The sequence below is a fragment of the Blautia sp. OF03-13 genome (genome assembly GCF_003460685.1).
Lineage (GTDB): Bacteria > Bacillota > Clostridia > Lachnospirales > Lachnospiraceae > Fusicatenibacter > Fusicatenibacter saccharivorans.
Window position 1 is genome coordinate 21,322 of sequence record NZ_QTVR01000007.1, and the last position, 20,550, is coordinate 41,871.

A 20,550-nucleotide genomic window follows, 5' to 3' on the forward strand; every position below is an offset into this window, starting at 1 on the left:
CGGGAGAAGGAGGAAAAAATCTTGAGTAAACCAAGCAAAAAGAAAAAAGGACGCTGGACCAAGAATGACACGGAGCTGACCGTCATGGCGCTGCCGACCACCATCTGGTATATTCTGTTCTGCTTCCTGCCTATGTTCGGTCTGATCATTGCGTTCAAGAATTACAAAATCACCGGCGGAAAGAGTTTCATTTATAACCTGCTCCACAGTGACTGGGCCGGCTTCAAAAACTTTTCGTTCCTGATCAGATCCAACGACCTGTTCGTCATCCTGAGAAACACAATCCTGTATAACCTTGCATTTATCGTTCTTGGTATGGTATTTTCCGTAGGACTGGCTATCATGATCAGCCTGCTGCACAACAAAAGAGCGTCGAAGGTATATCAGACGATGATGTTCTTCCCATATTTCATGTCATGGGTTGTAGCTTCCTACTTCCTGGATGCATTCCTGAACCAGGACAACGGTCTGATCAACAGTATAATGAGAAATGCAGGCAAGGAACCGATTCAGTGTACATGAGTGCCGGTGTATGGCCATTTATCCTGATCTTCATGTATCTGTGGAAATCTACCGGATACAACATGGTTATCTACCTGTCCAGCATTTCCGGTATTGATACCACACTGTACGAGGCAGCCGTTATGGACGGCGCCAATAAGAGACAGCAGGTATGGCACATTACCCTGCCTTGCTTAAAGAGTGTCATCATCATGATGTTCATCCTGAATGTCGGAAAGGTCTTCTACTCCGACTTCGGACTGTTCTTCCAGCTTTCTCAGGGAGCAAGCGGTTCGATCTTCAAAACGACAGCAACTATCGACACATATGTATACAACGCACTGCAGTCTTCCACTCCGATCGGAATGACTTCTGCGGCAACATTCTTCCAGTCTGTTGCATGCTGCATCACCATCCTTCTTGCCAATGCCATTGTGAAGAAGATTGATGAAGACAGCGCGATTATTTAAGGAGGTACAAAAATGGCAAAAAAGAAAAAAGATCTTGATCTGGCTTCCTCTTCACATTTAAATCAGATCCAGGGATCTACAAATGCAATTTTCAATGTTATTTTTGTGATCCTTGCCCTGGCCTGCATTATCCCGGTGGTATTCATCTTCATGATCTCGATTTCTTCCGAGCATTCGATCAAGATGAATGGCTACCAGTTTATCCCGAGTGCATACTCGCTGGATTCCTACAAATTCCTTCTTCGGGAAGGACAGATGATTGTGACTGCACTTGGCGTTTCCGTTGCGGTAACGGTTATCGGTACGGTAATCGGAGTTGCCCTTACGATGCTGATGGGTTACGTTCTTTCCAGAAGCACCTACAAACTGAACGGATTCTTCACCATGGTCGTTTTTATTCCAATGATCTTCAATGGTGGTATGATTTCTTCTTATGTAGTTAACACACAGTTCCTCAACCTGAAAAACAGTATCTGGGCGCTGATCCTTCCGCTTTGTGTTTCTTCGTTCAACGTTGTTATCTGTAAAACGTTCTTCAAGACCAACATTCCGGAATCCATCATTGAGTCGGCACAGATCGACGGAGCAACCCAGTTCCAGATTTTCGGAAAGATCGCCCTGCCGCTGTCGAAACCGCTGATGGCAACGATCGCCCTGTTCCTCACCTTCGGTTACTGGAACGACTGGTTCCAGTCTTCCCTGTACATCAGCGATACCAAGCTGTATTCCCTGCAGGCTCTGCTGGATCACGTACAGAGAAATATTGAGGTGATGGCAAACAACCCGTCTCTTGGCGTTACCACGGCACAGTACATGAACTCGATGCCAAAAGAGGGCGCCCGTATGGCGATGGCAATCATCATCATCATCCCGATCGCATGCTGCTATCCGTTCTTCCAGAAATACTTCATTTCCGGTCTGACGGTCGGTGCGGTAAAAGGCTGATCGACCATTTACCTTTATGGATCTCATACTGAAGCAAAAGGCTTCGGTTAAGGATAATTTCAACATTCTATATTTTATATCAGGAGGATGCTACAATGAAAAAGAAACAGTTTTTAGCTCTTGCACTTTCTGCTGTTATGGCCGGTGGCATGCTGGCAGGCTGCGGAAGCAGCAACGGAAGCAGCAGCTCTTCAAAGAGTGATGCAAAAGATGAAGTTGTTACACTGAAATGGATTCAGGTTGGTAACGGAATGCCGAAGGATTATGATGAGTGGCTTGCACAGATCAACCCATATCTGGAGGAGAAAATCGGCGTTAATGTAGACATGGAAATCGTTCCGTGGGGTGACTGGGATAACAGAAGAAGCGTTATCACAAACTCCGGCGAGTATTTCGATATCCTGTTCACCGACCAGAACCGTTACTCTTCTGAGGTGAACACCGGCGCACTGATGGACATTACAGATCTGCTCAAAGACAACGCTTCCGAGCTGTATGACATGATTCCGGAAGATTACTGGAAAGCAGTAGAAGTAAATGGAAAAATCTACGGCGTACCGACCTACAAAGACAGCTCCCTTTCCGAGTACTTTGTATGGGATCAGGATATTGCAGACAAATATAACATTGATGTAAATTCTGTAACAGATTTCAATACTCTGTACGATGCTCTGAAGACAGTAAAAGAGGGCGAAGGCGGATCTCCGTACTTCATGTCCAAAAATGGTGCAAACTTCCTGCTGAACCTGAACTACGATGATTTAAGCTCCGGACTTCCGGCAATCGGCGTTAAATACGGCGATGACAGCAAGACCGTTGTCAATCCGCTGGATGACGAAGAAATCCTTTCCAACCTGGATATCGTTCGTAAAATGTATCAGGAGGGCATCATCAACGGAGACGCTCCGACAGCAGATGATTCCAGCAAATACGCAATGTTCTTTGTTGCACAGGGATGGAGCGGCGCTGCAAAAACAACATGGGGTCCGAACAATGGTATCGCCAATTGTTCAGCAGTACAGTATGGCAACACAGTCGTTTCCAACACAACTGTACGTGGTTCCATCAATGGTATTTACTCCGGATGCAAGCACCCGGACAAAGCACTTCAGCTTCTGAACCTGGTAAATACGGATTCCAAAGTACGTGACTGGTTCTACTATGGAGCAGAAGGAAAAGACTTCGAGTACACCGATGACAATAAGGTACACCGCCTGACCACTGACTGGGGTATGGCCGGATATACCCAGGGTACTTTCTTCAACGTAACTCAGACAGACGATGTTGACTTCAACCAGTGGGATGAAGTAGAAGAGCTGAACGAGAAAGCAACTCCGTCTGAGATGCTTGGATTCAACCTGGATACCTCCAACATCGAAACAGAGCTTGCAAACTGCCGTGCCGTATATGAGAAATACTATTCTGAGTTATTCACCGGCGCACAGGATCCGAGAGAGCTTGTAAAAACAATCGATGCAGAGCTTGAGACCGCAGGCTGGGAGACCATCCGCGAAGAAGCTCAGAAACAGATTGACGCACAGAAATAAGTCTGATACATTAATTTTATAAGAACTACAACAGGGCATTTTCGATTGCGGAGATGCCTGTTGTAGAATAACGGGAAATGAGAAAAATTGAGCGAAAGGATGAAAAAAGAATGAAAGAGACCTTACCAAAGTCCATTCAGGAGCTGATTTTAAGCCTGAGAGAAAAACTGAAAGACGAGCCGGAAATCGTTGATATGTTTGAACGATGCTACTCCAATACCCTCGACACAACCGTAAAGAAAATGGAGGACGGCAGCACCTACGTCATCACCGGAGATATCCCGGCCATGTGGCTGCGTGACTCGGTAGCACAGCTGCGCCCGTACCTTGTTCCGGCGCAGAACGACCCGGAGCTGGCTGACCTGATCGCAGGCCTGATCCGCCGCCAGTTTATGTGCATCAACATTGATCCATACGCAAACGCATTCAACGAAGGACCGAACGGCAACTGCTGGGAGAAGGACGAGACCGATATGGGACCGTGGATCTGGGAGAGAAAGTATGAGATCGATTCTCTCTGCTATCCGCTGCAGTTCTCCTATCTGTTCTGGAAGAACACCGGAAGAACGGATCAGTTTGACGAGGTTTTCTGGGAAGGTGTTGACAAAATCCTGACTGTATTTGAGACTGAAATGAACCACGAGGAGAAATCCCCGTACAGCTTCATCCGTAAAAACTGCTCCTACACCGATACGCTTTCCCGCGATGGAAAAGGTGCGCAGGTAAAATCCGGCATCGGCCTGATCTGGTCCGGCTTCCGTCCAAGCGATGATTCCTGCCGTTACGGTTATCTGATTCCGTCCAACATGTTTGCGGTTGTCGTTCTGAATTATCTGAAGGAGATCGCAGATTTCGTCGGCGGAAAAGAGGAGATTGCGAAGAAAGCAGAAGAGATGGCAAAGACCGTAAAACAGGCCATTGAGACTTACGGTACCACCCATATCTGGGGACTTGGCGATGTTTATGCTTACGAGGTAGACGGCTTTGGCCAGTATAATCTGATGGACGATGCCAATGTACCGAGTCTTCTGGCTATGAGCTATCTCGGCTACGAGCCGGAAAGCCAGGAAGTGGCTGACAACACAAGAAAGCTGATCTTAAGCGAGGCAAACCCGTTCTATTATGCAGGAACGAAGCTTTCCGGTATCGGAAGCCCGCACACACCGGTCCGCTACGTATGGCACATCTCCAAAGCCATCGAGGGACTGACCGCACCGACAAAAGAGGAGAAACATCAGATGATCCACGAACTGATGGCAACCGACGGCGGTACAGGACTGATGCACGAGGGTGTTTTCGTAGATGATCCGACCGTTTACACCAGAGAGTGGTTCTCCTGGGCAAACGCAATGTTCTGTGAGCTGGTGATGCAGTATTGCGGATATGAGATTAAGAAATAAAGATGAAAAAATAAAGATGAAAAACACGAAAAGAGGAGGCTGTGCTCAGTGCACGGCCTCCTCTTTTACCTACACCACAGAAAACTGTCTGCGACAGCCTTCACTGAAAGGAGAGACAGCAGTGGGGAGAATACTGCTGTCCCAGGGGAATATGGGATTTTCATCCCGCTTCTTTTCTCTGCCCACGGGGTATTATACACAGTTTTTTGCGATATGTAAAAGATATAATTGATATGAAAGATATAATAAATTGGCATGATGAAGAAATGTAAAAGAATCTGAGCATCAGAAAATCTTAGGAAATTTATTGGGATTTCTTTGGAAAAGAAGAAGCGGAATCCTAAGAATGTTTTGGTAGAATCCTCTTATCAAGTGAAGATGAGAGAGGAAAGAACATGACCTGGAAAAACGAGAAAAAATCAAAAGCATTACTTGTGGTATTCGGCATTTACCTGGCGCTACTTGTCTGGTGCATTTTATTCAAATTCGCTCTGCGCCCGGAAGAAATTCCGCACCTGCGGGGGATTAATCTGATTCCGTATGCGGCGTCGGTTGTGGTGAACGGGAAAGTGCAGATTAGTGAAATTATCGAAAATATGCTGGTCTTTCTGCCGTTCGGCCTCTGCATCTCAGCCTTCTATCCGGACAGCGAAATCCAGAACCGCATTCTCCTTGCATCGGGACTGAGCCTGTTTTTTGAGGTGACGCAGTATATTTTTGCGATCGGCGCGAGTGATATTACGGATGTGATCGATAATACGCTTGGCGCGGTGATCGGAATTCTATTGTATCTGGGGATGAAAAAAATCTGGAAAGAGAAGACGGGAAAGATCATTACCATTCTGGGAGCGGTGCTGGAAGTGCTGTTTCTGGCGTTATTGTTTTTTACGTTTGCGGCGAATAGGATGTTTTAGATTGGAATTCAGGAAAGGATAGTGTATAATCGAGAAAAGGACAAATTCCGAAAGCAGGTGTGATGGATGGAAAAAGTAATCAGTATAGGAAAACAGAATTTTGCATCCTTAAGGGAAAACCATTATTTCTTTGTGGATAAATCTCACTTCATCAAGGACTGGTGGGAAAACGGGGATGAAATCACCTTGATCACCCGCCCCCGCCGCTTTGGCAAGACACTGAATATGAGCATGCTGGACTGCTTTTTCTCTAATAAATATGCCGTCCGGGGCGATCTGTTTGAAGGACTTGGCGTTTGGGAAGAAGGAAAATATCGGGAACTTCAGGGAACATATCCGGTGATCTTTTTGAGTTTTGCAGCCGTGAAAGCAGATCAGCTTTCGGAAGCGAAAATCCAGATCAAACAGCAGATTGCGAGAGTATATGAAGAAAACCGGTATCTTCTGGATGGGGATCTGCTGAGCGGAAATGAGAAGAAAGCATACAACGAGGTCAATCTGCATATGGGCGATGCGGAGGCCGCAGCGGCACTCAATAATATGAGTATGTATCTGGCGCGGTATTACGGCAGAAGAGTGATTATTCTGTTGGATGAGTACGACACGCCGATGCAGGAAGCGTATGTCCATGGCTACTGGGCGGAATTTACAACGTTTGTGCGGAGTCTGTTTAATGCGACGTTTAAAACGAATCCTTATCTGGAACGTGCGATGATGACCGGAATCACGAGGGTTTCGAAAGAAAGTATTTTTTCTGACTTAAATAATCTGCGTGTGGTGACGACGACATCGGATCTGTATGCGGACTGTTTTGGATTTACCGAAAAGGAAGTTTTTGCATCTCTGGACGAGTTCGGAATGGGAGACAAAAAGGACGTTGTGAAGCAGTGGTATGATGGATTTATCTTTGGCGGACACCGCGATATCTACAATCCATGGTCGATTACCAATTATTTAAAAGAAAAGAAACTGCGCCCGTACTGGGCAGATACGAGTTCGAACGGTCTGGCAGGAAAGCTGATCCGCACCGCCTCGCCGGAAATCAAAGAGTATATGGAAGATCTACTGAACGGACAGGCAGTCACGGTGAACTTTGATGAGCAGATGGTGTTTGAACAGCTGGATTACAATGAAAATGCAATCTGGAGTCTGCTTCTCGCGAGCGGTTATCTGAAAGCGGAAGAGGTGGAGTATCGCGGAATTACTTTGAAGCCGTGGTATCAGCTCCGTATCACCAATCTGGAAACGGTGAGCATGTTTGATGATATGTTCCGCGGATGGTTTGAAGCATCGGAAGCTGGGTACAGCAGCTTTGTGAAAGCACTGATGCAGGGCGATCTGGAAGCGATGAATTATTATATGAATAAAGTGTCACTTGCAACCTTCAGCCATTTTGACGTTGGCGGAGAGAACAGTGAAAGTCTGGAGCCGGAACGATTCTATCATGGCTTCGTCCTGGGACTGATGGCAGAGCGTGCGGAGTGTTATCAGATCCGGTCGAATCGGGAAAGTGGATTTGGACGGTATGATGTGATGATGATTCCGAAGAATAGAGAAAAAGATCCGGCGATTATTATTGAATTTAAAGTCTGCAGCCGGGTAAAAAAGGAGACACTGGAAGATGCGGTGCAGGAGGCTTTAAAACAGATCGTGGATAAAAAATACGACGCAGAACTGGTGGCCCTTGGCGTGCCGCAGGAAAGGATCCGGCATTATGGGTTTGCATTTGCGGGGAAGAATGTATTGATTGGAGCAGAATGAGAGAAACGGGTGATGAAGGTCATCCGTTTCTTTTGGCGTAAAATGGTATTCCTATTGACTCACTATGATATAGATAGTATGATAAATTTAATTTTTAAAATTTATTTTTACGTGAGGATATTTTATCTATGAAACGATTTTCTTCCACTACCTTAAAAACTGCTTTCGTAAAATCCATCCCGATTTTCTGCAGCTACGTTTTCGTCAGCATGGCCTACGGCATGATGATGGCATCCGCCGGCTTTCCCTGGTATGATTCACTGTTGGTAAGTCTGACGGTCTATACGGGCGCGTTCCAGTTCGTTCTGATTACGTTTCTTTCTAGCGGCGCTTCCCTCATCACCATTGCGCTCACTGCACTTCTGATGAACAGCCGCCAGAGTTTTTACAGCATTACCTTCCTGAAGGAATTCAAACAGATGGGGCGCCGCAAGCTGTACATGATTCACACGATGACCGATGAGACATACGCCGTAAACTGTACCTTAGATCTTCCGAAAAAAGAAAAAGAGGACACCATGTTCCTCGTCGCTCTGTTCAGCCGCTGCTATTGGATAGTTGGTTCGGTTCTTGGCGGCATTTTAGGCCAGATCGTTCCATTTGACCTGACGGGCCTTGATTTCTGTATGACAGCCCTGTTTCTCATTATCTTCATTGACCAATGGGAAAAAGCAGAGAAGCACACGCTGTCGCTGTCTCCGCTCTGATCACCTTCGGACTCCGTGCACTCCCGTTTCTTGCATTTTCCGGCAGCCGTAAAATGCCCGCATCACTCGAACGACTCGGCCAGGCACTGCCGTCTGCCATCATGGCGGTACTGATCATTTACTGTATGAAAGATATTCCCACCGGCGGTATCTCTGCCGCAGTACCGAAACTGCTCGCAGCAGCGGTCGTTTTTATCACCTACAAATGGAAACACCAGACCCTCGTCTCCATCCTTCTTGGAACCATTTCGTATATGATGCTTCTGCGTCTCTTTTAAAAAGAAACGGTGCAGTTCTGAATTCATGGCAGAAATTCAGAACTGCACCGTTTTTCTATTCTCTATATGCATTAGAAGGATTGGCAATTATTCGATGACTTCGTACTCTCCGTCGCCCGTCTTTTTGAATAACGGAAGCTTCTGCAGAAATACAATATCTTTTCGATCAGCAGCATCGCCCTCAGCAAGGATCGCTGCTTTTTTTACAACCTCTGCACTGGCATTCGCCATCAGGCATTCCAGTGCGTGCAGGGACTCGCCGGTGGAAATGACATCATCCAGCAGGCAGACACGTTTGCCGCGGATTTTATCTGCGTCTTTTCCATCCAGATAAAGATGCTGCTCACCCGCTGTTGTAATCGAATGAACGGATGCGGAAACCACATCTTTCATGTAGGATTTTGTGCTTTTTCGTGCAACGATAAATTCTTTATGGCCCAGCTCTTTGCTTACTTCATACGCTAGGGCAATACCTTTCGCTTCTGCGGTGACAATGGCATCGACTTCTCCGATTTTTGCGACCAGCTCCGGCGCACATGCACTTACCAGCTCGGTGTCACCAAGGACAACAAAGCTTGCAAACGCCATCTCCTCACTGATCGGGATAAATGGAAGTGTTCTTTTCACTCCGCAGAGCTCCATGCTGTATTCTTTCATACGATTTTCCTCTTATGTTACTGAATTTATAATCCAAGCAGTTTTGCAGCAACACCGGCCAGCATTCCGAGGAACGGGTTTGTTACTGCAGTGACAACCATTGTGGTTCCGCCGACGGCTGCATTGACAGCGAAGGCAGACGGCGCATCCAGTACAACGGTTTTGAAGATACCGAGTACAAACAGGAAACCTGCGATCGAAGAAGACGGAACAAATTTTCCGATTTTCGGAAGCAGTTTCAGAAGCAGAATTACACCGATCACAACCATCATGATGACACCAGCCCATACAGCGTGCGGTGCATTGGCAGTTGCGGAAATGATTGCCTCAACCGGGGCTCCTCCGAAAAAGGAAGAAAACATATCGGCCAGGGAAGAAATCACGGTCAGGTTATCGACGTTGTAATTTCCACCGGTTGCCATTCCTGCGGTAATTCCGCCGAAGGAAATGTTGGAACCAATGTTCAGGCAGACCATACCGAGTGCGCCGAGAATTACGTTGGCATTGATTGTAAATTTCTGGCGGACAAATTTATCATCCTCTACGACAATGCTGGATTTCTCTTTGTTGAAAAATGCATTGGCAATGCAGGATGCTACAACGGAAATGACGATGGTATAAACCAGGGTATTGGCACTGTCTTTGGTAAAGTAATAGGTGATCAGTGCTGCGGCCAGGGAAACACCGCCGGAAATGGCATCACTCTTGATCATATCGATCGCGGCCTTTACCAGAATGATACCGACACCGGCCATCATTCCATAGGCAACATCCTCACCTACAAAGTTTACGATTTTTGTCAGCAGTCCAAACACTCCGATCAGAGCCATAATCACACCGCCGATAAAAATCATCGTACAGCGTTCCGAACGGTCTTTTCCAGCCGTTCCGGCGTAAGTGATCGTCTCCGCCTGGAAGGAAATTGGTGCGACACTCTGCGTAATCGTATTGCCCACCGCACCAACAAAGAATGCCAGCGCCGTCGGAACCGATGCAAATCCAAACGTCAGAGCAAGAAGACCCTGCGGCAGACCATTCAGCACAACGCCGATGATTGCCAGAAGATCTGTTAAAATGGCTTTCATACTAAATACTCCTCCTCACTATGAAATATGTCGTTTTGAAGCAAAGAAAAGTGTAGCACCAAAACCGGTCAAAGTAAACCAGATCAGTCATGAAAGGTTTTTGTCAGTGATAATAAGTCAATCTTATATACAAAATATTATTATTTCTGTGTGCTAATAAATCAAGAGGATTTTTAAATGTCTGCATAACCAATAATCAATAGTTACAAAACTGGGTGCCATTATTTGGAATTGTGCATATAGAAGCGAAGAAAAAGATTTGCTATACTAAATCTGTATGAGGGTTTTTATCACAGTTATAAGAAATGGAAAGGGGATTTTTACTTATGGCAATTACAGAGACAAAAACAAAATATGGACAGATTCATGGTGTGCAAAAAGACGGCTACACGGTATTCCGCGGCGTTCCGTACGCAAAGCCGCCGGTAGGCGAAAAACGATTCTGCCCGCCGGAAGAGCCGGCGTGCTGGGAGGGCGTTTATAAGGCGGATCATTTCGGATGCGTCTGCCCGCAGACCGAGCATGAGCCGGACTCCTTCTATGGAAAAGAGTTTTATCTCGACCCGGAATTCGGCATGAAGCAGAGTGAGGACTGTCTGTACTTAAATATCTGGACACCGGCAAATACAGTGGATGAAAAACTGCCGGTTGCTTTCTGGATTCACGGCGGCGCGTTTATGCACGGCTTCAGCCACGAATCCGAATTTGATGGATCTGCTTACTGCGAACGCGGCGTGATTCTCGTTACGATCAATTACCGTCTCGGTGCTTTCGGATTTCTGGCACATCCGTGGCTGTCCGAGGAGAGCGGTGTCGGAAGAAGCGGAAACTACGCGATTCTCGACCAGATCGCAGCACTGAAATGGGTAAAAGAAAATATCGCAGCATTCGGCGGCGACCCGGAAAATATCACCGTATTCGGCCAGTCCGCGGGATGCATGAGCGTACAGACACTCGTCAGTTCTCCGCTGACTGAAAACTGGATCAGCAAAGCCATTTTCCAGAGCGCCGGCGGCTACGACACCGGACTGAACCGCGATATGCCGCTTTCCGAGGCAGAAACCATCGGCCAGGAATTTATAGAGCTTAGCGGAGCAAAATCGCTGGAAGAACTGCGTGCGATTCCGGCTGAGAAAATTGTGGAGCTGCAGGAGGAGTTTGGCCGCGTAAATCCATCGAGAATGCTGAGCTTCGTACCGAACATCGACAATCATCTGCTGACCTGCGGCTATAACGATGCCGTAACCGAAGGAAAAATCAAGGACATCCCATATATGCTCGGATCAACCGCAGACGACATCGGCGTGTTCCCGGAGATGAAAGAAAAAGGCGAGCACGGCGGCATCTATAAGGGATGCATCAACTGGAGCATTGCGCTGGAAAAACTCGGAAGAAAACCGGCTTACGTTTACTACTTCACCCGTGCCCTGTTAGGTGACGACGCCGGAGCGTTCCATTCCTCCGAACTCTGGTACATGTTCGGAACCCTGGGCCGAAGCTGGCGCCCGAAAACCGAAGGCGACTATGCCCTCAGCAAAGAAATGATGGACGACTGGACCAATTTCATGAAAACCGGAAACCCGAACGCAGAGGGAAAAGACGACTGGAAACCATGCACAAAGGACGACCCGTATGTGCAGGTGCTGGATGTGAGAAAATAAGCAGAAGGAAATAAAAATGGCAATCGAATATCAAATACTTATCCCAGAGGAACTTGATGCAGTATAAACTGTAGATAGCAACTGGAAAGTCAGGAACACAAACAGAGCAGCATTTTACCGGCGTGTGAAAGGTAAAAATGCTGCTCTTTTTGCGTGGCAGAATCAGTCGTCCAGATCGTTGCGCTCGCGGAAGATCTGATAAATGGTGTCGATCAGTTCATCGTCATCGAGGCCTTCGAACTCGGCTTCGTTGACATCGAGATTCTCGGAAATGATGCGCAGAATGTGTACCGGTTCGTCATCGCCGCCGTCGGCCGGATAGAGAACTGCGTACTCATCCTCCTTGTATTCTACGATATCCAGAAGCTCAAAACGGACAGAATTTCCGTCCTGATCGGTAAGGACAATAAGATTGGAATCCATAATTGCAATATACTCCTTTATGTGTTATTTTTGCCGCTCAAAAACATGCAAATATAAATTTATTATACTATGAGCAATTGGATTTGAAAAGAAAAAAGTGTCTGGTGCGATACGCTTGATATTTTGCGCCGATACGGTATAATGACAACAGAGTAAAAACTGGCGGCTGTGGCCGTACCCGGAAAAATTGGGTGAAAGGAAGAACTTATGAATTATCAGGTATTAGATGTCAAAGTAAAAGATACAGAAGAAACTGCAAAATTATATACGTATTTTCTGGACAACTCGCGTGAGATTGCTCCGGAACGCGTGCGTCCGGTCATCGTGATCTGCCCGGGCGGCGGTTATGAATGGGTGTCCGAGCGTGAGGCAGAGCCGATTGCGCTGAAGTTTGTCGGAGCCGGTTACCACGCTGTTGTTCTGCATTACAGTGTTGCTCCGGCAGCTCACTATCCGACGGCACTCCGCCAGCTTGCCTGGACCGTTGCACATCTGCGGGAGCATGCGGCAGAATATCATATTGATCCGAACAAAGTAGTAGTAGCGGGATTTTCCGCAGGCGGCCATCTGGCAGCATCGTACGGTGTGTTCTGGAAAAAGAAAACATTCCTTGCAGAAGAACTTGGCGTAGACGCAGAGCAGCTTCGTCCGAACGGTCTGCTGTTATCCTACCCGGTTATCACATCCGGTCCGAAAGCGCACCGCGGATCCTTCACCAATCTGCTGGGAGACCGGTACGATGAGCTGGTAGACGAGATGTCTCTCGAGAATCAGGTCAGCCTCGATACGCCGAAGACCTTCCTGTGGCATACCGCGCCGGACGACTGCGTGCCGGTAGAAAACTCCATTCTGTTCTTTACAGCACTGCATGCACTGGAGATTCCGGTAGAAATGCATATTTATCCGGTCGGCGGCCACGGCCTTGGCCTTGCAAGCGAGGAGACACAGAGCTATGAATACCAGAACGCAGTACGCGAAGAGTGCCAGAGCTGGATTTCACTGGCACTGAGCTGGATGCAGCATTTATAAAAAAATGTCCCAGAAGGGAGAACAAAGATGAAAGTATTAATTGTAGTAGATATGCAGAATGATTTTATCGACGGAAGTCTCGGCACGAAAGAGGCGGTCGGGATTGTTGACCGCGTTGCAGAGGTGATGGATTCGTTTGACGGAGCTGTTATCTGCACCAGAGATACCCATTTTGCGGATTATCTGGAAACGTCCGAGGGCAGAAAACTTCCGGTAGAGCATTGTATCGAAGGAACGAAGGGTCATGCACTGCAGGATACAATTCAGAAAATGGCGGAGAAAAAACAGGCCGTGGTGATGAATAAAATCACCTTCGGTGCAAAAAATCTGCCGGAGGAGATCGAAAAACTGGCAGGCGGCGTGCTGGAATTCATTGAACTCGTGGGACTCTGCACCGACATCTGCGTGATTTCCAATGCCATGCTGCTGAAAGCATTTTATCCGGAAGTGCCGATTTCTGTCGATGCATCCGCGTGCGCGGGCGTAACGCCGCAGAGTCATAAAAATGCATTGGAAGCTATGAAAATGTGCCAGATTGACATTGTAAACGAATAGACGGAAAAGAGGAAAAATTATGAGCACAACAAGATTATTTGATCAGGATGCGTACCTGGGTGAATTTGAGGCAACCGTAGGACGGAGCGTCTGCGAGGGCGGCATGTACCGCGTGCTGCTGGATCAGACCGCATTTTTCCCGGAGGGCGGCGGCCAGCCGGCAGATGAGGGAACGCTGGATGGAATTTTTGTAACGGATGTACAGGAAATCGACGGCGAAATTTGGCATACCGTGGAAGCACCGCTCGAGCCGGGCAAAACGGTAGTTGGAAAAATTGACTTTGAAAAACGTTTTTCCAATATGCAGAATCACTGCGGAGAGCATATCGTGTCAGGTATCGTGCATCGGATTTACGGTTTCAACAACGTTGGATTCCATATGGGAAGTGATGTCATTACCGTTGATTTTGACGGCGTTCTGACCGAGGAGCAGCTCTACGATGTGGAGCAGGAGGCAAACGAAGCCGTGCTTCGAAATGTTCCGGTTACGATCAGTTATCCGTCAAAGGAAGAGCTGGAAACCATGGATTACCGGAGCAAAAAAGAGATCGAGGGCCAGGTGCGGATTGTGACGATCGAAGGCTGCGACAGCTGTGCGTGCTGCGGAACCCACGTTGCAAAAACAGGGGAAATCCGTCTGATCAAAATCTTAAGTGCCCAGAAATACAAAGGCGGCGTCCGCGTGACCATGCTTTCCGGTGAAAAAGCGTATGCGGATTACTGCTTAAAACACATCAATACCCTCGGCATTGCACGTTTACTTTCTGTAAAACCGGAAGAAGCCGGGGATGCTGTCGTACGGCTGAAACAGAAAAATATTGAGATGAAAAAAGAAATCAAACAGCTCAAAAAAGAACTGTATGCACTGCAGGGAGCACCGGAGAGAAAATAATGGCAAAAGAAAAAGAAATCAAAACAAATGCAATGCGGATTCTGGACCGCCAGAAAATCAAATACGAAGTTCTTCAATATGAATGCGATGAATTTATCGACGGGCTTCACACAGCAGAGAAAACCGGCGCGCGGTCGAGCAGTCGTTTAAAACGCTTGTGGCACAGGGAAAAAGCAAGCAGTATTATGTGCTGGTGCTTCCGATCGCAGAGGAAGTGGATCTGAAAAAAGCGGCGAAAGCGGTGGGGGAGAAATCCATCGAGATGATCCATGTCAAAGATATCACTGCAGTCAGCGGATACGTCCGCGGCGGATGCAGCCCGATCGGAATGAAAAAACAGTATCCGACCGTGATTCAGGAATGTGCGGCACAATTTGATAAAGTTTACGTGAGCGGGGGAAGAATCGGAACCACGCTGTGCATGGCGCCGGAGGATCTGAAGAAGGTCAGCAGAGCGGAGTATGCGGATTTTATTCAGTAAAAACAGAAAAAACTGTATGGAAGCAGACCAGAACGAAGAAAAAAGTTCTGGTCTGTTTCTTTTTGCTGTGATGCGGCTGGAAAATTTCTTTCAAAAAAGGATCATAAAATAATAGCCAAAAAGCAGCGGCGAAATTGCGATACGATTCTACGAATCCGCGAAAAACGGAAAACCTTTCACACGATTTTTCTTTTTGGTGTGAGAAATTTTCATCCCGTTTTTGGAGGCAATTCACAAACCGGAAAAAGTTGCCGAAAACCGCTGGACAAATCGAAAAGAGGCAACTATAATGACCTCACAATCAAGTTGACCCAAACGAAACGGGAGGTGAGAGACAAAATGTCTTTGCAGCACTGTCTGGTACTGACAGTTGCGACAGGGGCGGTATGGATGGATTTAAGAACACGCAGAATTGCAAATGAATGGATTATCACCGCATGGATCGCCGGGCTGGTTACACAGCTCATCCGCTATGGCGCCGCGGGAGCGGGTATTTTTCTTTTTGGGATGCTTTTCCCGATACTCGCACTTTACATTCTGTTCTATTTTCATATGCTGGGCGCGGGAGATATCAAACTCCTATCCGCTGTTGGAGGCTTTCTCGGTGTGCCAGCGATCCTGAAATGTATGATTGTGTCGTTCCTGTCTGGAGCGGTCTTATCTATCGGAATTATTCTCGTCTGCGGAAATTTACCGCAGCGTCTTACCAAATTTTTCAATTATTTCCAAACTTATTTTACCAAAAGAAAATACCAGAAAAAAACAGAGCCGGTTCCCTATTACGATGGGAAGTGGGGCATGGAGTGCATCCATTTTTCCGTTCCCGTGCTGATGGGAGTGCTGCTCTGGATTGGGGGATTTTATTGAATACTGCAAAGAAAAAGAGTGTTTTTGCAGTCTGTGACACGGAAATGGAATATGCACGCAATTTTATGGAATATCTGAACCAGAAGAGAAATATTCCGTTCGAAGTGCATGCATTTTCCAGTGCGGAGATGTTTCTGGAGTTCGCAAAGAATAACGAAACAGAGATTCTTCTGATTTCGGATAAAGCGATGAAAGAAGAGATCCGCCGGTATCCGATCCGTCAGATTATCATTCTGTCTGAGGGCGTACACAGTCCGGCGCTGGATCAGTATCCGGCGGTCTACAAATACCAGTCGTCGGAAAAGGTGATCCGCGAGGTCATGGCGTGCTACGGCGTAGAAAACGGTGTCGATACATCGCCTGCACTGCTGCCGAAAAAGGAAATGCGCATCATCGGCATTTATTCGCCGGTCGGACGGACGCAGAAGACCTCGTTTGCCCTGACGATGGGGCAGATTCTGGCGAAGGAGCGGGCAGTGCTGTATCTCAACATGGAGAGCTATTCCGGATTTGAACGGCTGCTGGAATGCAGTTACGACAGGGGGATGAGCGATATTCTGTATTATGCGAGACAGGAAAATCAGGGCATCATCTACAAACTGGGCGGAATGGTCCAGTCGATGCAGAACCTGGATTATCTGCCGCCCGCCGCATCGCCGATGGACATTCAGACTGCAAAATACGAAGAATGGAAATGGCTGTTTCAGGAGATTGAGAAGAACAGCAGCTATGAAGTGCTGATTCTCGACCTCGGGGATGGCGTGGCGGATCTGTATCAGATCCTGGATTTTTGCAATGAAATTTACGTTCCGACAAGGAATGATGTGATTTCTGCAGCAAAAATGGAGCAGTTTGAAAATTTGCTGCGCCGGTGGGACTGCCAGTCGGTGCTGGACAAGATGCGGAAAATCCACGTTCCGTTCCACACGGCAAACCGGACGGGAAAAGCCTACTTTGAGGAGCTTGTCTGGAGTGAGCTGGGCGACTATGTGCGTCAGATTCTGCGGGACGGCAGAAGAGGAGAAGAAACATGACAATGCCGGAAATTCTGCGGAGAAAACTGATGGAGCGGATCGATATCGCATCCGAACCGGATGACGGAGAGGTTCTCGAAGAGATTGACGGTCTGATTTTAGGGGAAGAAGAAACACGGTATCTTCCGGTGGCACAGAAGGCGGAGCTGCGCAGACAGCTGTTCTACAGTGTGCGGAGGCTCGATGTCCTGCAGGAGCTGCTGGAAGATGCGGGAATTACCGAAATTATGGTAAACGGTTATCAGCATATCTTCGTGGAACGGAACGGCAGAATCGAGAGATACGGCAAAAGCTTTACCTCCGCGGAAAAGCTGGAGGATGTGATTCAGCAGATTGTAGGCCGGTGCAACCGCGTGGTGAATGAACAGAATCCGATTGTGGATGCACGGCTGGAAAATGGAGACCGCGTCAACGTTGTCATGAAACCGGTCGCATTAAACGGACCGATTCTGACCATCCGCCGCTTTCCGGAGCAGGCGGTGACGATGGAATTTCTGGTCTCCATCGGGAGTATTACAAAAGAGGCGGCAGAGTTTCTGCAGGCCCTCGTCCGGACCCGCTACAGCATGATGATCGGCGGGGCGACTGGATCTGGCAAAACAACATTTCTGAATGCGCTTTCCGCCTACATTCCAAAGGGCGAGCGCATCATAACCATCGAGACAATGCAGAGCTGCAGATCCAGGGTGTGGAGAATCTGGTGCGGCTGGAAGCAAAAGAGGCAAATCTGGAATCAGGAACAGAAATTACGATCCGCGATCTGATCCGCGCAGCTTTGCGTATGCGGCCGAACCGCGTAATTATCGGCGAAGTGCGCGGAGCGGAAACGTTTGAATTATTATCCGCACTCAATACCGGGCATGCGGGATCTTTGAGCACGGCACATGCAAACAGCGTGAAAGATATGATCTCCCGTCTGGAAACGATGGTGCTGATGGGAGTGCAGCTCCCGTTGGAAGCAATCCGCCGCCAGATTGCATCGGGAATCGAAATTCTCGTGCATTTAGGACGCGGAGAGGATGGAAGCCGTCGGGTGGAGGAGATCGCAGAGATCACAGGGATGGAGGAGGACGAAATCAAAACGGTTTCTTTGTTTCGAAGAGAATATGGGAGAGGCCTGCAAAAGACAGGCGAACTGGTACACAGAGAAAAACTGGAGGGGAAAACAGGATGAGAATACGTGCGGGAAGCCAGGCAAAGACGGGCATGGCAGAGGAGAAGGAGACGAAAGGGATCGACTATCAGACCTGGGAATTTACCGGTCGGGAATATCTCGAAATAGCGGGAATCAGTCTTGGGATTGCCGCCGCTGTGAACCTACTCTGTTACCGGGCGTGGTGGGCATGCATTGCTGTGGTTCCGGTTGGAATCGTATGTTTTCACACGTATCGGAAAAACCGGATTCAGAGACGGAAAGAGGAGCTGTACGACAGCTTCCGGGATCTGATTGCGTGGATGCACACGGCACTGCGTTCCGGCTATTCCATGGAAAATGCAGTGCTGGAGGCGGCAGGACAGCTGGAACAGTCGCTGGGAAAAGAAAACATTCTGGTACAGGAACTGCGCCGGATGCGTCATAAAATGATGATTTCCGTGCCGGTGGAACAACTGTTTCAGGATCTTGCGGTGCGAAGCCGCATTGACGATATTGCGACGTTTGCAAGTGTACTGGTGATTGCGAAGCGGACAGGAGGAAATGTCTGCGAGATCTTTCAGAATACGTGGGATATTTTCTGTACGAGAATTGACACGATGCGGGAAATCCGTGCGGGCGTTTCTTCCCGGCGGTTCGAGCAGAATATTATGAGTGTTGTGCCGTTTGGAATTCTGGGATATGTACAGCTTTCCTTTCCGGAATTCTTAAGTGTGATGTATGGGAATGTAATCGGGGTTTTCTTCATGAGCGGATGCCTAGCCGTGTATCTGGCGGCATGGGTGCTTGGAAAGAAGATTCTGGATATTGAGTTTTAAGAAGCAATTGAAGTTTAAAAAGTAAGACTGCGAATCATAACGATTCGTCCGCAAAAAAGGGGAGGAATCAAATGTTGTGGATTTGTCTGACCGCATGGGCGGGGCTGTTCATCTGGTATTTCCGGATGAGAAAAAAGGCGGAAGATCACAAATTGGTGAGACGGATTTTCTGCCTTGCAGCGACAGGGTTTATAGCGGGCACTGCACTCTGCCTTCCGATCGGAGTGCGAAAAGTTTCAGGAGATGAAAAAGCGGAACTTCAACTGGAACGGGGTGCCTTAGGCAGCCAACCGACAGAGGAAAAACTTGAGGTTTCTGTTGGAAATCAGAAACCGGAAAGAATTACACTGTCTGTACCTGCAAGAGCTTACAGCGCAGAAGAGATAGAAGAGGCGTTCAGTGCGGCGATAGAGGCGCTGGATGAAATCATCTTAGGTGAGAATCTGTCTTTTCATACGGTAAACAGAAACATGGATCTGGTTACGGAAATACCGGGAAGCCCGGTGGCGCTTAGCTGGGAAACAGACAGGCCGTTGTTGATTGACAGCCGGGGTTTGCTGTCAGACGAGATTCCCGAAGAAGGAGTGGAGGTTACGCTGAAAGCGGAACTGGAACTTCAGGGGGAAACAACAGAATATATACGGAAGGTTCAGGTCTATCCACCGGAGATAAAAGGGCGGGATGCGGTTCTTAGGGCACTGAAAAAAGCAGTGGAAAAAGAAAACGAAGCGCATCCCGAAGAAACAGCCTATTATCTGCCGGAGACACTGAACGGAGAAACTGTAACATGGTCAAAAGTGCCGGATCTGACAGGTCTGGAACTTATGGCACTTGCCGCGGCGGCAGGAGCAGTCTGCTGGGCGGCAAAAGGAAAGGAACAAGAAAAAGAAAGGCAGAAAAGAGAAGAACAGATGCTGCGGGATTATCCCGAAATTGTCAGCAAAATGGTTCTTCTTCTGGGTGCTGGGCTTGGGATGCGGAAAGTACTCGAGCGGATTGCAGTGGATTACCGGAAAAATCTGGCGCTTGGCGGGCAGAAACGTTTTGCCTATGAAGAGATTGTATTTACCTGCCAGGAGATGGAAAACGGTGTTTCCGAGCAGGAAGCGTACCAGCGCATGGGAATGCGTATGGGAACCGGAGCGTATCGTTCCCTTGCTGTTCTGCTGACGCAGAATCTGAAAAAAGGCAGTAAAGGACTGCTGGAATTATTGAAACAGGAATCGCAGGAGGCCTTTGAGGAGAGAAGAAGGCAGGCGAAAACAACAGGAGAAAAGGCATCGACAAAGCTTCTTCTTCCGATGGGCATGATGCTTGCGGTTGTATTGGTCATACTCACGGTTCCGGCATTTTTGTCCTTTTATGCATAGGG

The 20,550-nt window shown here is 47.9% G+C and carries 18 protein-coding genes and 3 pseudogenes; 18 read left to right on the forward strand and 3 right to left on the reverse strand.

Features of this window, described 5'->3' with window-relative positions:
• Positions 1 to 84 precede the first annotated feature (84 nt).
• The 8 genes and pseudogenes from DXA55_RS19210 to DXA55_RS06790 all read left to right on the forward strand — a co-directional run bounded on the left by DXA55_RS19210 (position 85) and on the right by DXA55_RS06790 (position 8,523).
• Positions 85 to 971: pseudogene (locus DXA55_RS19210) on the forward strand (ABC transporter permease).
• 12 nt (positions 972 to 983) lie between these two features.
• On the forward strand, positions 984 to 1,916 hold the full coding sequence (locus tag DXA55_RS06760; RefSeq protein WP_117509975.1) for a carbohydrate ABC transporter permease: 933 nt from the start codon (positions 984 to 986) through the stop codon (positions 1,914 to 1,916).
• Positions 1,917 to 2,011: 95 nt separating this feature from the next.
• Positions 2,012 to 3,463 (forward strand): ABC transporter substrate-binding protein, encoded by a 1,452-nt coding sequence (locus DXA55_RS06765; RefSeq protein WP_117509974.1) that lies wholly within the window; start codon positions 2,012 to 2,014, stop codon positions 3,461 to 3,463.
• A gap of 110 nt (positions 3,464 to 3,573) precedes the next feature.
• The gene (locus DXA55_RS06770; protein WP_055219311.1) at positions 3,574 to 4,863 is read left to right on the forward strand and encodes a glycoside hydrolase family 125 protein; all 1,290 of its coding nucleotides are present in this window, start codon (positions 3,574 to 3,576) and stop codon (positions 4,861 to 4,863) included.
• A 395-nt stretch (positions 4,864 to 5,258) separates the two neighbouring features.
• Positions 5,259 to 5,777: a VanZ family protein gene (locus tag DXA55_RS06775; protein WP_055226594.1), complete on the forward strand. Its 519-nt coding sequence runs from the start codon at positions 5,259 to 5,261 to the stop codon at positions 5,775 to 5,777.
• A 66-nt stretch (positions 5,778 to 5,843) separates the two neighbouring features.
• On the forward strand, positions 5,844 to 7,538 hold the full coding sequence (locus DXA55_RS06780; RefSeq protein WP_117509972.1) for an AAA family ATPase: 1,695 nt from the start codon (positions 5,844 to 5,846) through the stop codon (positions 7,536 to 7,538).
• A 128-nt stretch (positions 7,539 to 7,666) separates the two neighbouring features.
• Complete coding sequence (locus tag DXA55_RS06785; RefSeq protein WP_117509971.1) at positions 7,667 to 8,245, forward strand: AzlC family ABC transporter permease; 579 nt, start codon at positions 7,667 to 7,669, stop codon at positions 8,243 to 8,245.
• Positions 8,200 to 8,523, forward strand: coding sequence for a branched-chain amino acid transporter permease (locus DXA55_RS06790; RefSeq protein WP_117509970.1), 324 nt, complete (start codon positions 8,200 to 8,202; stop codon positions 8,521 to 8,523). The genes DXA55_RS06785 and DXA55_RS06790 overlap by 46 nt, the downstream gene beginning before the upstream one ends.
• 87 nt (positions 8,524 to 8,610) lie before the next feature.
• Here the strand turns inward: DXA55_RS06790 and DXA55_RS06795 are convergent, their stop codons facing one another.
• Positions 8,611 to 9,180 (reverse strand): phosphoribosyltransferase family protein, encoded by a 570-nt coding sequence (locus DXA55_RS06795; protein ID WP_117813466.1) that lies wholly within the window; start codon positions 9,178 to 9,180, stop codon positions 8,611 to 8,613.
• A gap of 26 nt (positions 9,181 to 9,206) precedes the next feature.
• Complete coding sequence (locus DXA55_RS06800; protein ID WP_117509968.1) at positions 9,207 to 10,265, reverse strand: benzoate/H(+) symporter BenE family transporter; 1,059 nt, start codon at positions 10,263 to 10,265, stop codon at positions 9,207 to 9,209.
• A 326-nt stretch (positions 10,266 to 10,591) separates the two neighbouring features.
• On the opposite strand from DXA55_RS06800, the gene DXA55_RS06805 reads away from it, so the two are divergent.
• Positions 10,592 to 11,926: a carboxylesterase/lipase family protein gene (locus DXA55_RS06805; RefSeq protein WP_117761905.1), complete on the forward strand. Its 1,335-nt coding sequence runs from the start codon at positions 10,592 to 10,594 to the stop codon at positions 11,924 to 11,926.
• 162 nt (positions 11,927 to 12,088) lie between these two features.
• Here the strand turns inward: DXA55_RS06805 and DXA55_RS06810 are convergent, their stop codons facing one another.
• Positions 12,089 to 12,349 (reverse strand): DUF1292 domain-containing protein, encoded by a 261-nt coding sequence (locus DXA55_RS06810; protein WP_022461956.1) that lies wholly within the window; start codon positions 12,347 to 12,349, stop codon positions 12,089 to 12,091.
• Positions 12,350 to 12,556: 207 nt separating this feature from the next.
• Between DXA55_RS06810 and DXA55_RS06815 the strand changes: the two genes are divergently transcribed.
• The 9 genes and pseudogenes from DXA55_RS06815 (at position 12,557) to DXA55_RS06855 (ending at position 20,548) form a co-directional block, all read left to right on the forward strand.
• Positions 12,557 to 13,378, forward strand: a complete 822-nt coding sequence (locus DXA55_RS06815) for an alpha/beta hydrolase (protein WP_022461955.1) — start codon at positions 12,557 to 12,559, stop codon at positions 13,376 to 13,378.
• A 27-nt stretch (positions 13,379 to 13,405) separates the two neighbouring features.
• Positions 13,406 to 13,933 (forward strand): cysteine hydrolase family protein, encoded by a 528-nt coding sequence (locus DXA55_RS06820; protein WP_117813468.1) that lies wholly within the window; start codon positions 13,406 to 13,408, stop codon positions 13,931 to 13,933.
• A 19-nt stretch (positions 13,934 to 13,952) separates the two neighbouring features.
• Positions 13,953 to 14,825, forward strand: a complete 873-nt coding sequence (locus DXA55_RS06825) for an alanyl-tRNA editing protein (protein WP_117813470.1) — start codon at positions 13,953 to 13,955, stop codon at positions 14,823 to 14,825.
• Positions 14,825 to 15,306, forward strand: a pseudogene (gene ybaK, locus DXA55_RS06830) (Cys-tRNA(Pro) deacylase). The gene DXA55_RS06825 and the pseudogene ybaK overlap by 1 nt, the downstream one beginning before the upstream one ends.
• Before the next feature lie 198 nt (positions 15,307 to 15,504).
• Positions 15,505 to 16,173: an A24 family peptidase gene (locus DXA55_RS06835; RefSeq protein WP_147341999.1), complete on the forward strand. Its 669-nt coding sequence runs from the start codon at positions 15,505 to 15,507 to the stop codon at positions 16,171 to 16,173.
• The gene (locus DXA55_RS06840; protein WP_242998389.1) at positions 16,170 to 17,207 is read left to right on the forward strand and encodes a hypothetical protein; all 1,038 of its coding nucleotides are present in this window, start codon (positions 16,170 to 16,172) and stop codon (positions 17,205 to 17,207) included. Before DXA55_RS06835 ends, DXA55_RS06840 begins: the two co-directional genes overlap by 4 nt.
• A pseudogene (locus tag DXA55_RS06845) lies at positions 17,204 to 18,381 on the forward strand (CpaF family protein). The gene DXA55_RS06840 and the pseudogene DXA55_RS06845 overlap by 4 nt, the downstream one beginning before the upstream one ends.
• Complete coding sequence (locus tag DXA55_RS06850; RefSeq protein WP_055265537.1) at positions 18,378 to 19,178, forward strand: type II secretion system F family protein; 801 nt, start codon at positions 18,378 to 18,380, stop codon at positions 19,176 to 19,178. Before DXA55_RS06845 ends, DXA55_RS06850 begins: the two are co-directional and overlap by 4 nt.
• Before the next feature lie 71 nt (positions 19,179 to 19,249).
• On the forward strand, positions 19,250 to 20,548 hold the full coding sequence (locus DXA55_RS06855) for a type II secretion system F family protein (RefSeq protein WP_117761921.1): 1,299 nt from the start codon (positions 19,250 to 19,252) through the stop codon (positions 20,546 to 20,548).
• Positions 20,549 to 20,550 lie beyond the last annotated feature (2 nt).

Coding starts and splice junctions, on each gene's coding strand:
- DXA55_RS06760 (WP_117509975.1), top strand. CDS start 984: ATGGCAAAAAAGAAAAAAGATCTTGATCTGGCTTCCTCTTCACATTTA.
- DXA55_RS06765 (WP_117509974.1), top strand. CDS start 2,012: ATGAAAAAGAAACAGTTTTTAGCTCTTGCACTTTCTGCTGTTATGGCC.
- DXA55_RS06770 (WP_055219311.1), top strand. CDS start 3,574: ATGAAAGAGACCTTACCAAAGTCCATTCAGGAGCTGATTTTAAGCCTG.
- DXA55_RS06775 (WP_055226594.1), top strand. CDS start 5,259: ATGACCTGGAAAAACGAGAAAAAATCAAAAGCATTACTTGTGGTATTC.
- DXA55_RS06780 (WP_117509972.1), top strand. CDS start 5,844: ATGGAAAAAGTAATCAGTATAGGAAAACAGAATTTTGCATCCTTAAGG.
- DXA55_RS06785 (WP_117509971.1), top strand. CDS start 7,667: ATGAAACGATTTTCTTCCACTACCTTAAAAACTGCTTTCGTAAAATCC.
- DXA55_RS06790 (WP_117509970.1), top strand. CDS start 8,200: ATGGGAAAAAGCAGAGAAGCACACGCTGTCGCTGTCTCCGCTCTGATC.
- DXA55_RS06795 (WP_117813466.1), bottom strand. CDS start 9,180: ATGAAAGAATACAGCATGGAGCTCTGCGGAGTGAAAAGAACACTTCCA.
- DXA55_RS06800 (WP_117509968.1), bottom strand. CDS start 10,265: ATGAAAGCCATTTTAACAGATCTTCTGGCAATCATCGGCGTTGTGCTG.
- DXA55_RS06805 (WP_117761905.1), top strand. CDS start 10,592: ATGGCAATTACAGAGACAAAAACAAAATATGGACAGATTCATGGTGTG.
- DXA55_RS06810 (WP_022461956.1), bottom strand. CDS start 12,349: ATGGATTCCAATCTTATTGTCCTTACCGATCAGGACGGAAATTCTGTC.
- DXA55_RS06815 (WP_022461955.1), top strand. CDS start 12,557: ATGAATTATCAGGTATTAGATGTCAAAGTAAAAGATACAGAAGAAACT.
- DXA55_RS06820 (WP_117813468.1), top strand. CDS start 13,406: ATGAAAGTATTAATTGTAGTAGATATGCAGAATGATTTTATCGACGGA.
- DXA55_RS06825 (WP_117813470.1), top strand. CDS start 13,953: ATGAGCACAACAAGATTATTTGATCAGGATGCGTACCTGGGTGAATTT.
- DXA55_RS06850 (WP_055265537.1), top strand. CDS start 18,378: ATGAGAATACGTGCGGGAAGCCAGGCAAAGACGGGCATGGCAGAGGAG.
- DXA55_RS06855 (WP_117761921.1), top strand. CDS start 19,250: ATGTTGTGGATTTGTCTGACCGCATGGGCGGGGCTGTTCATCTGGTAT.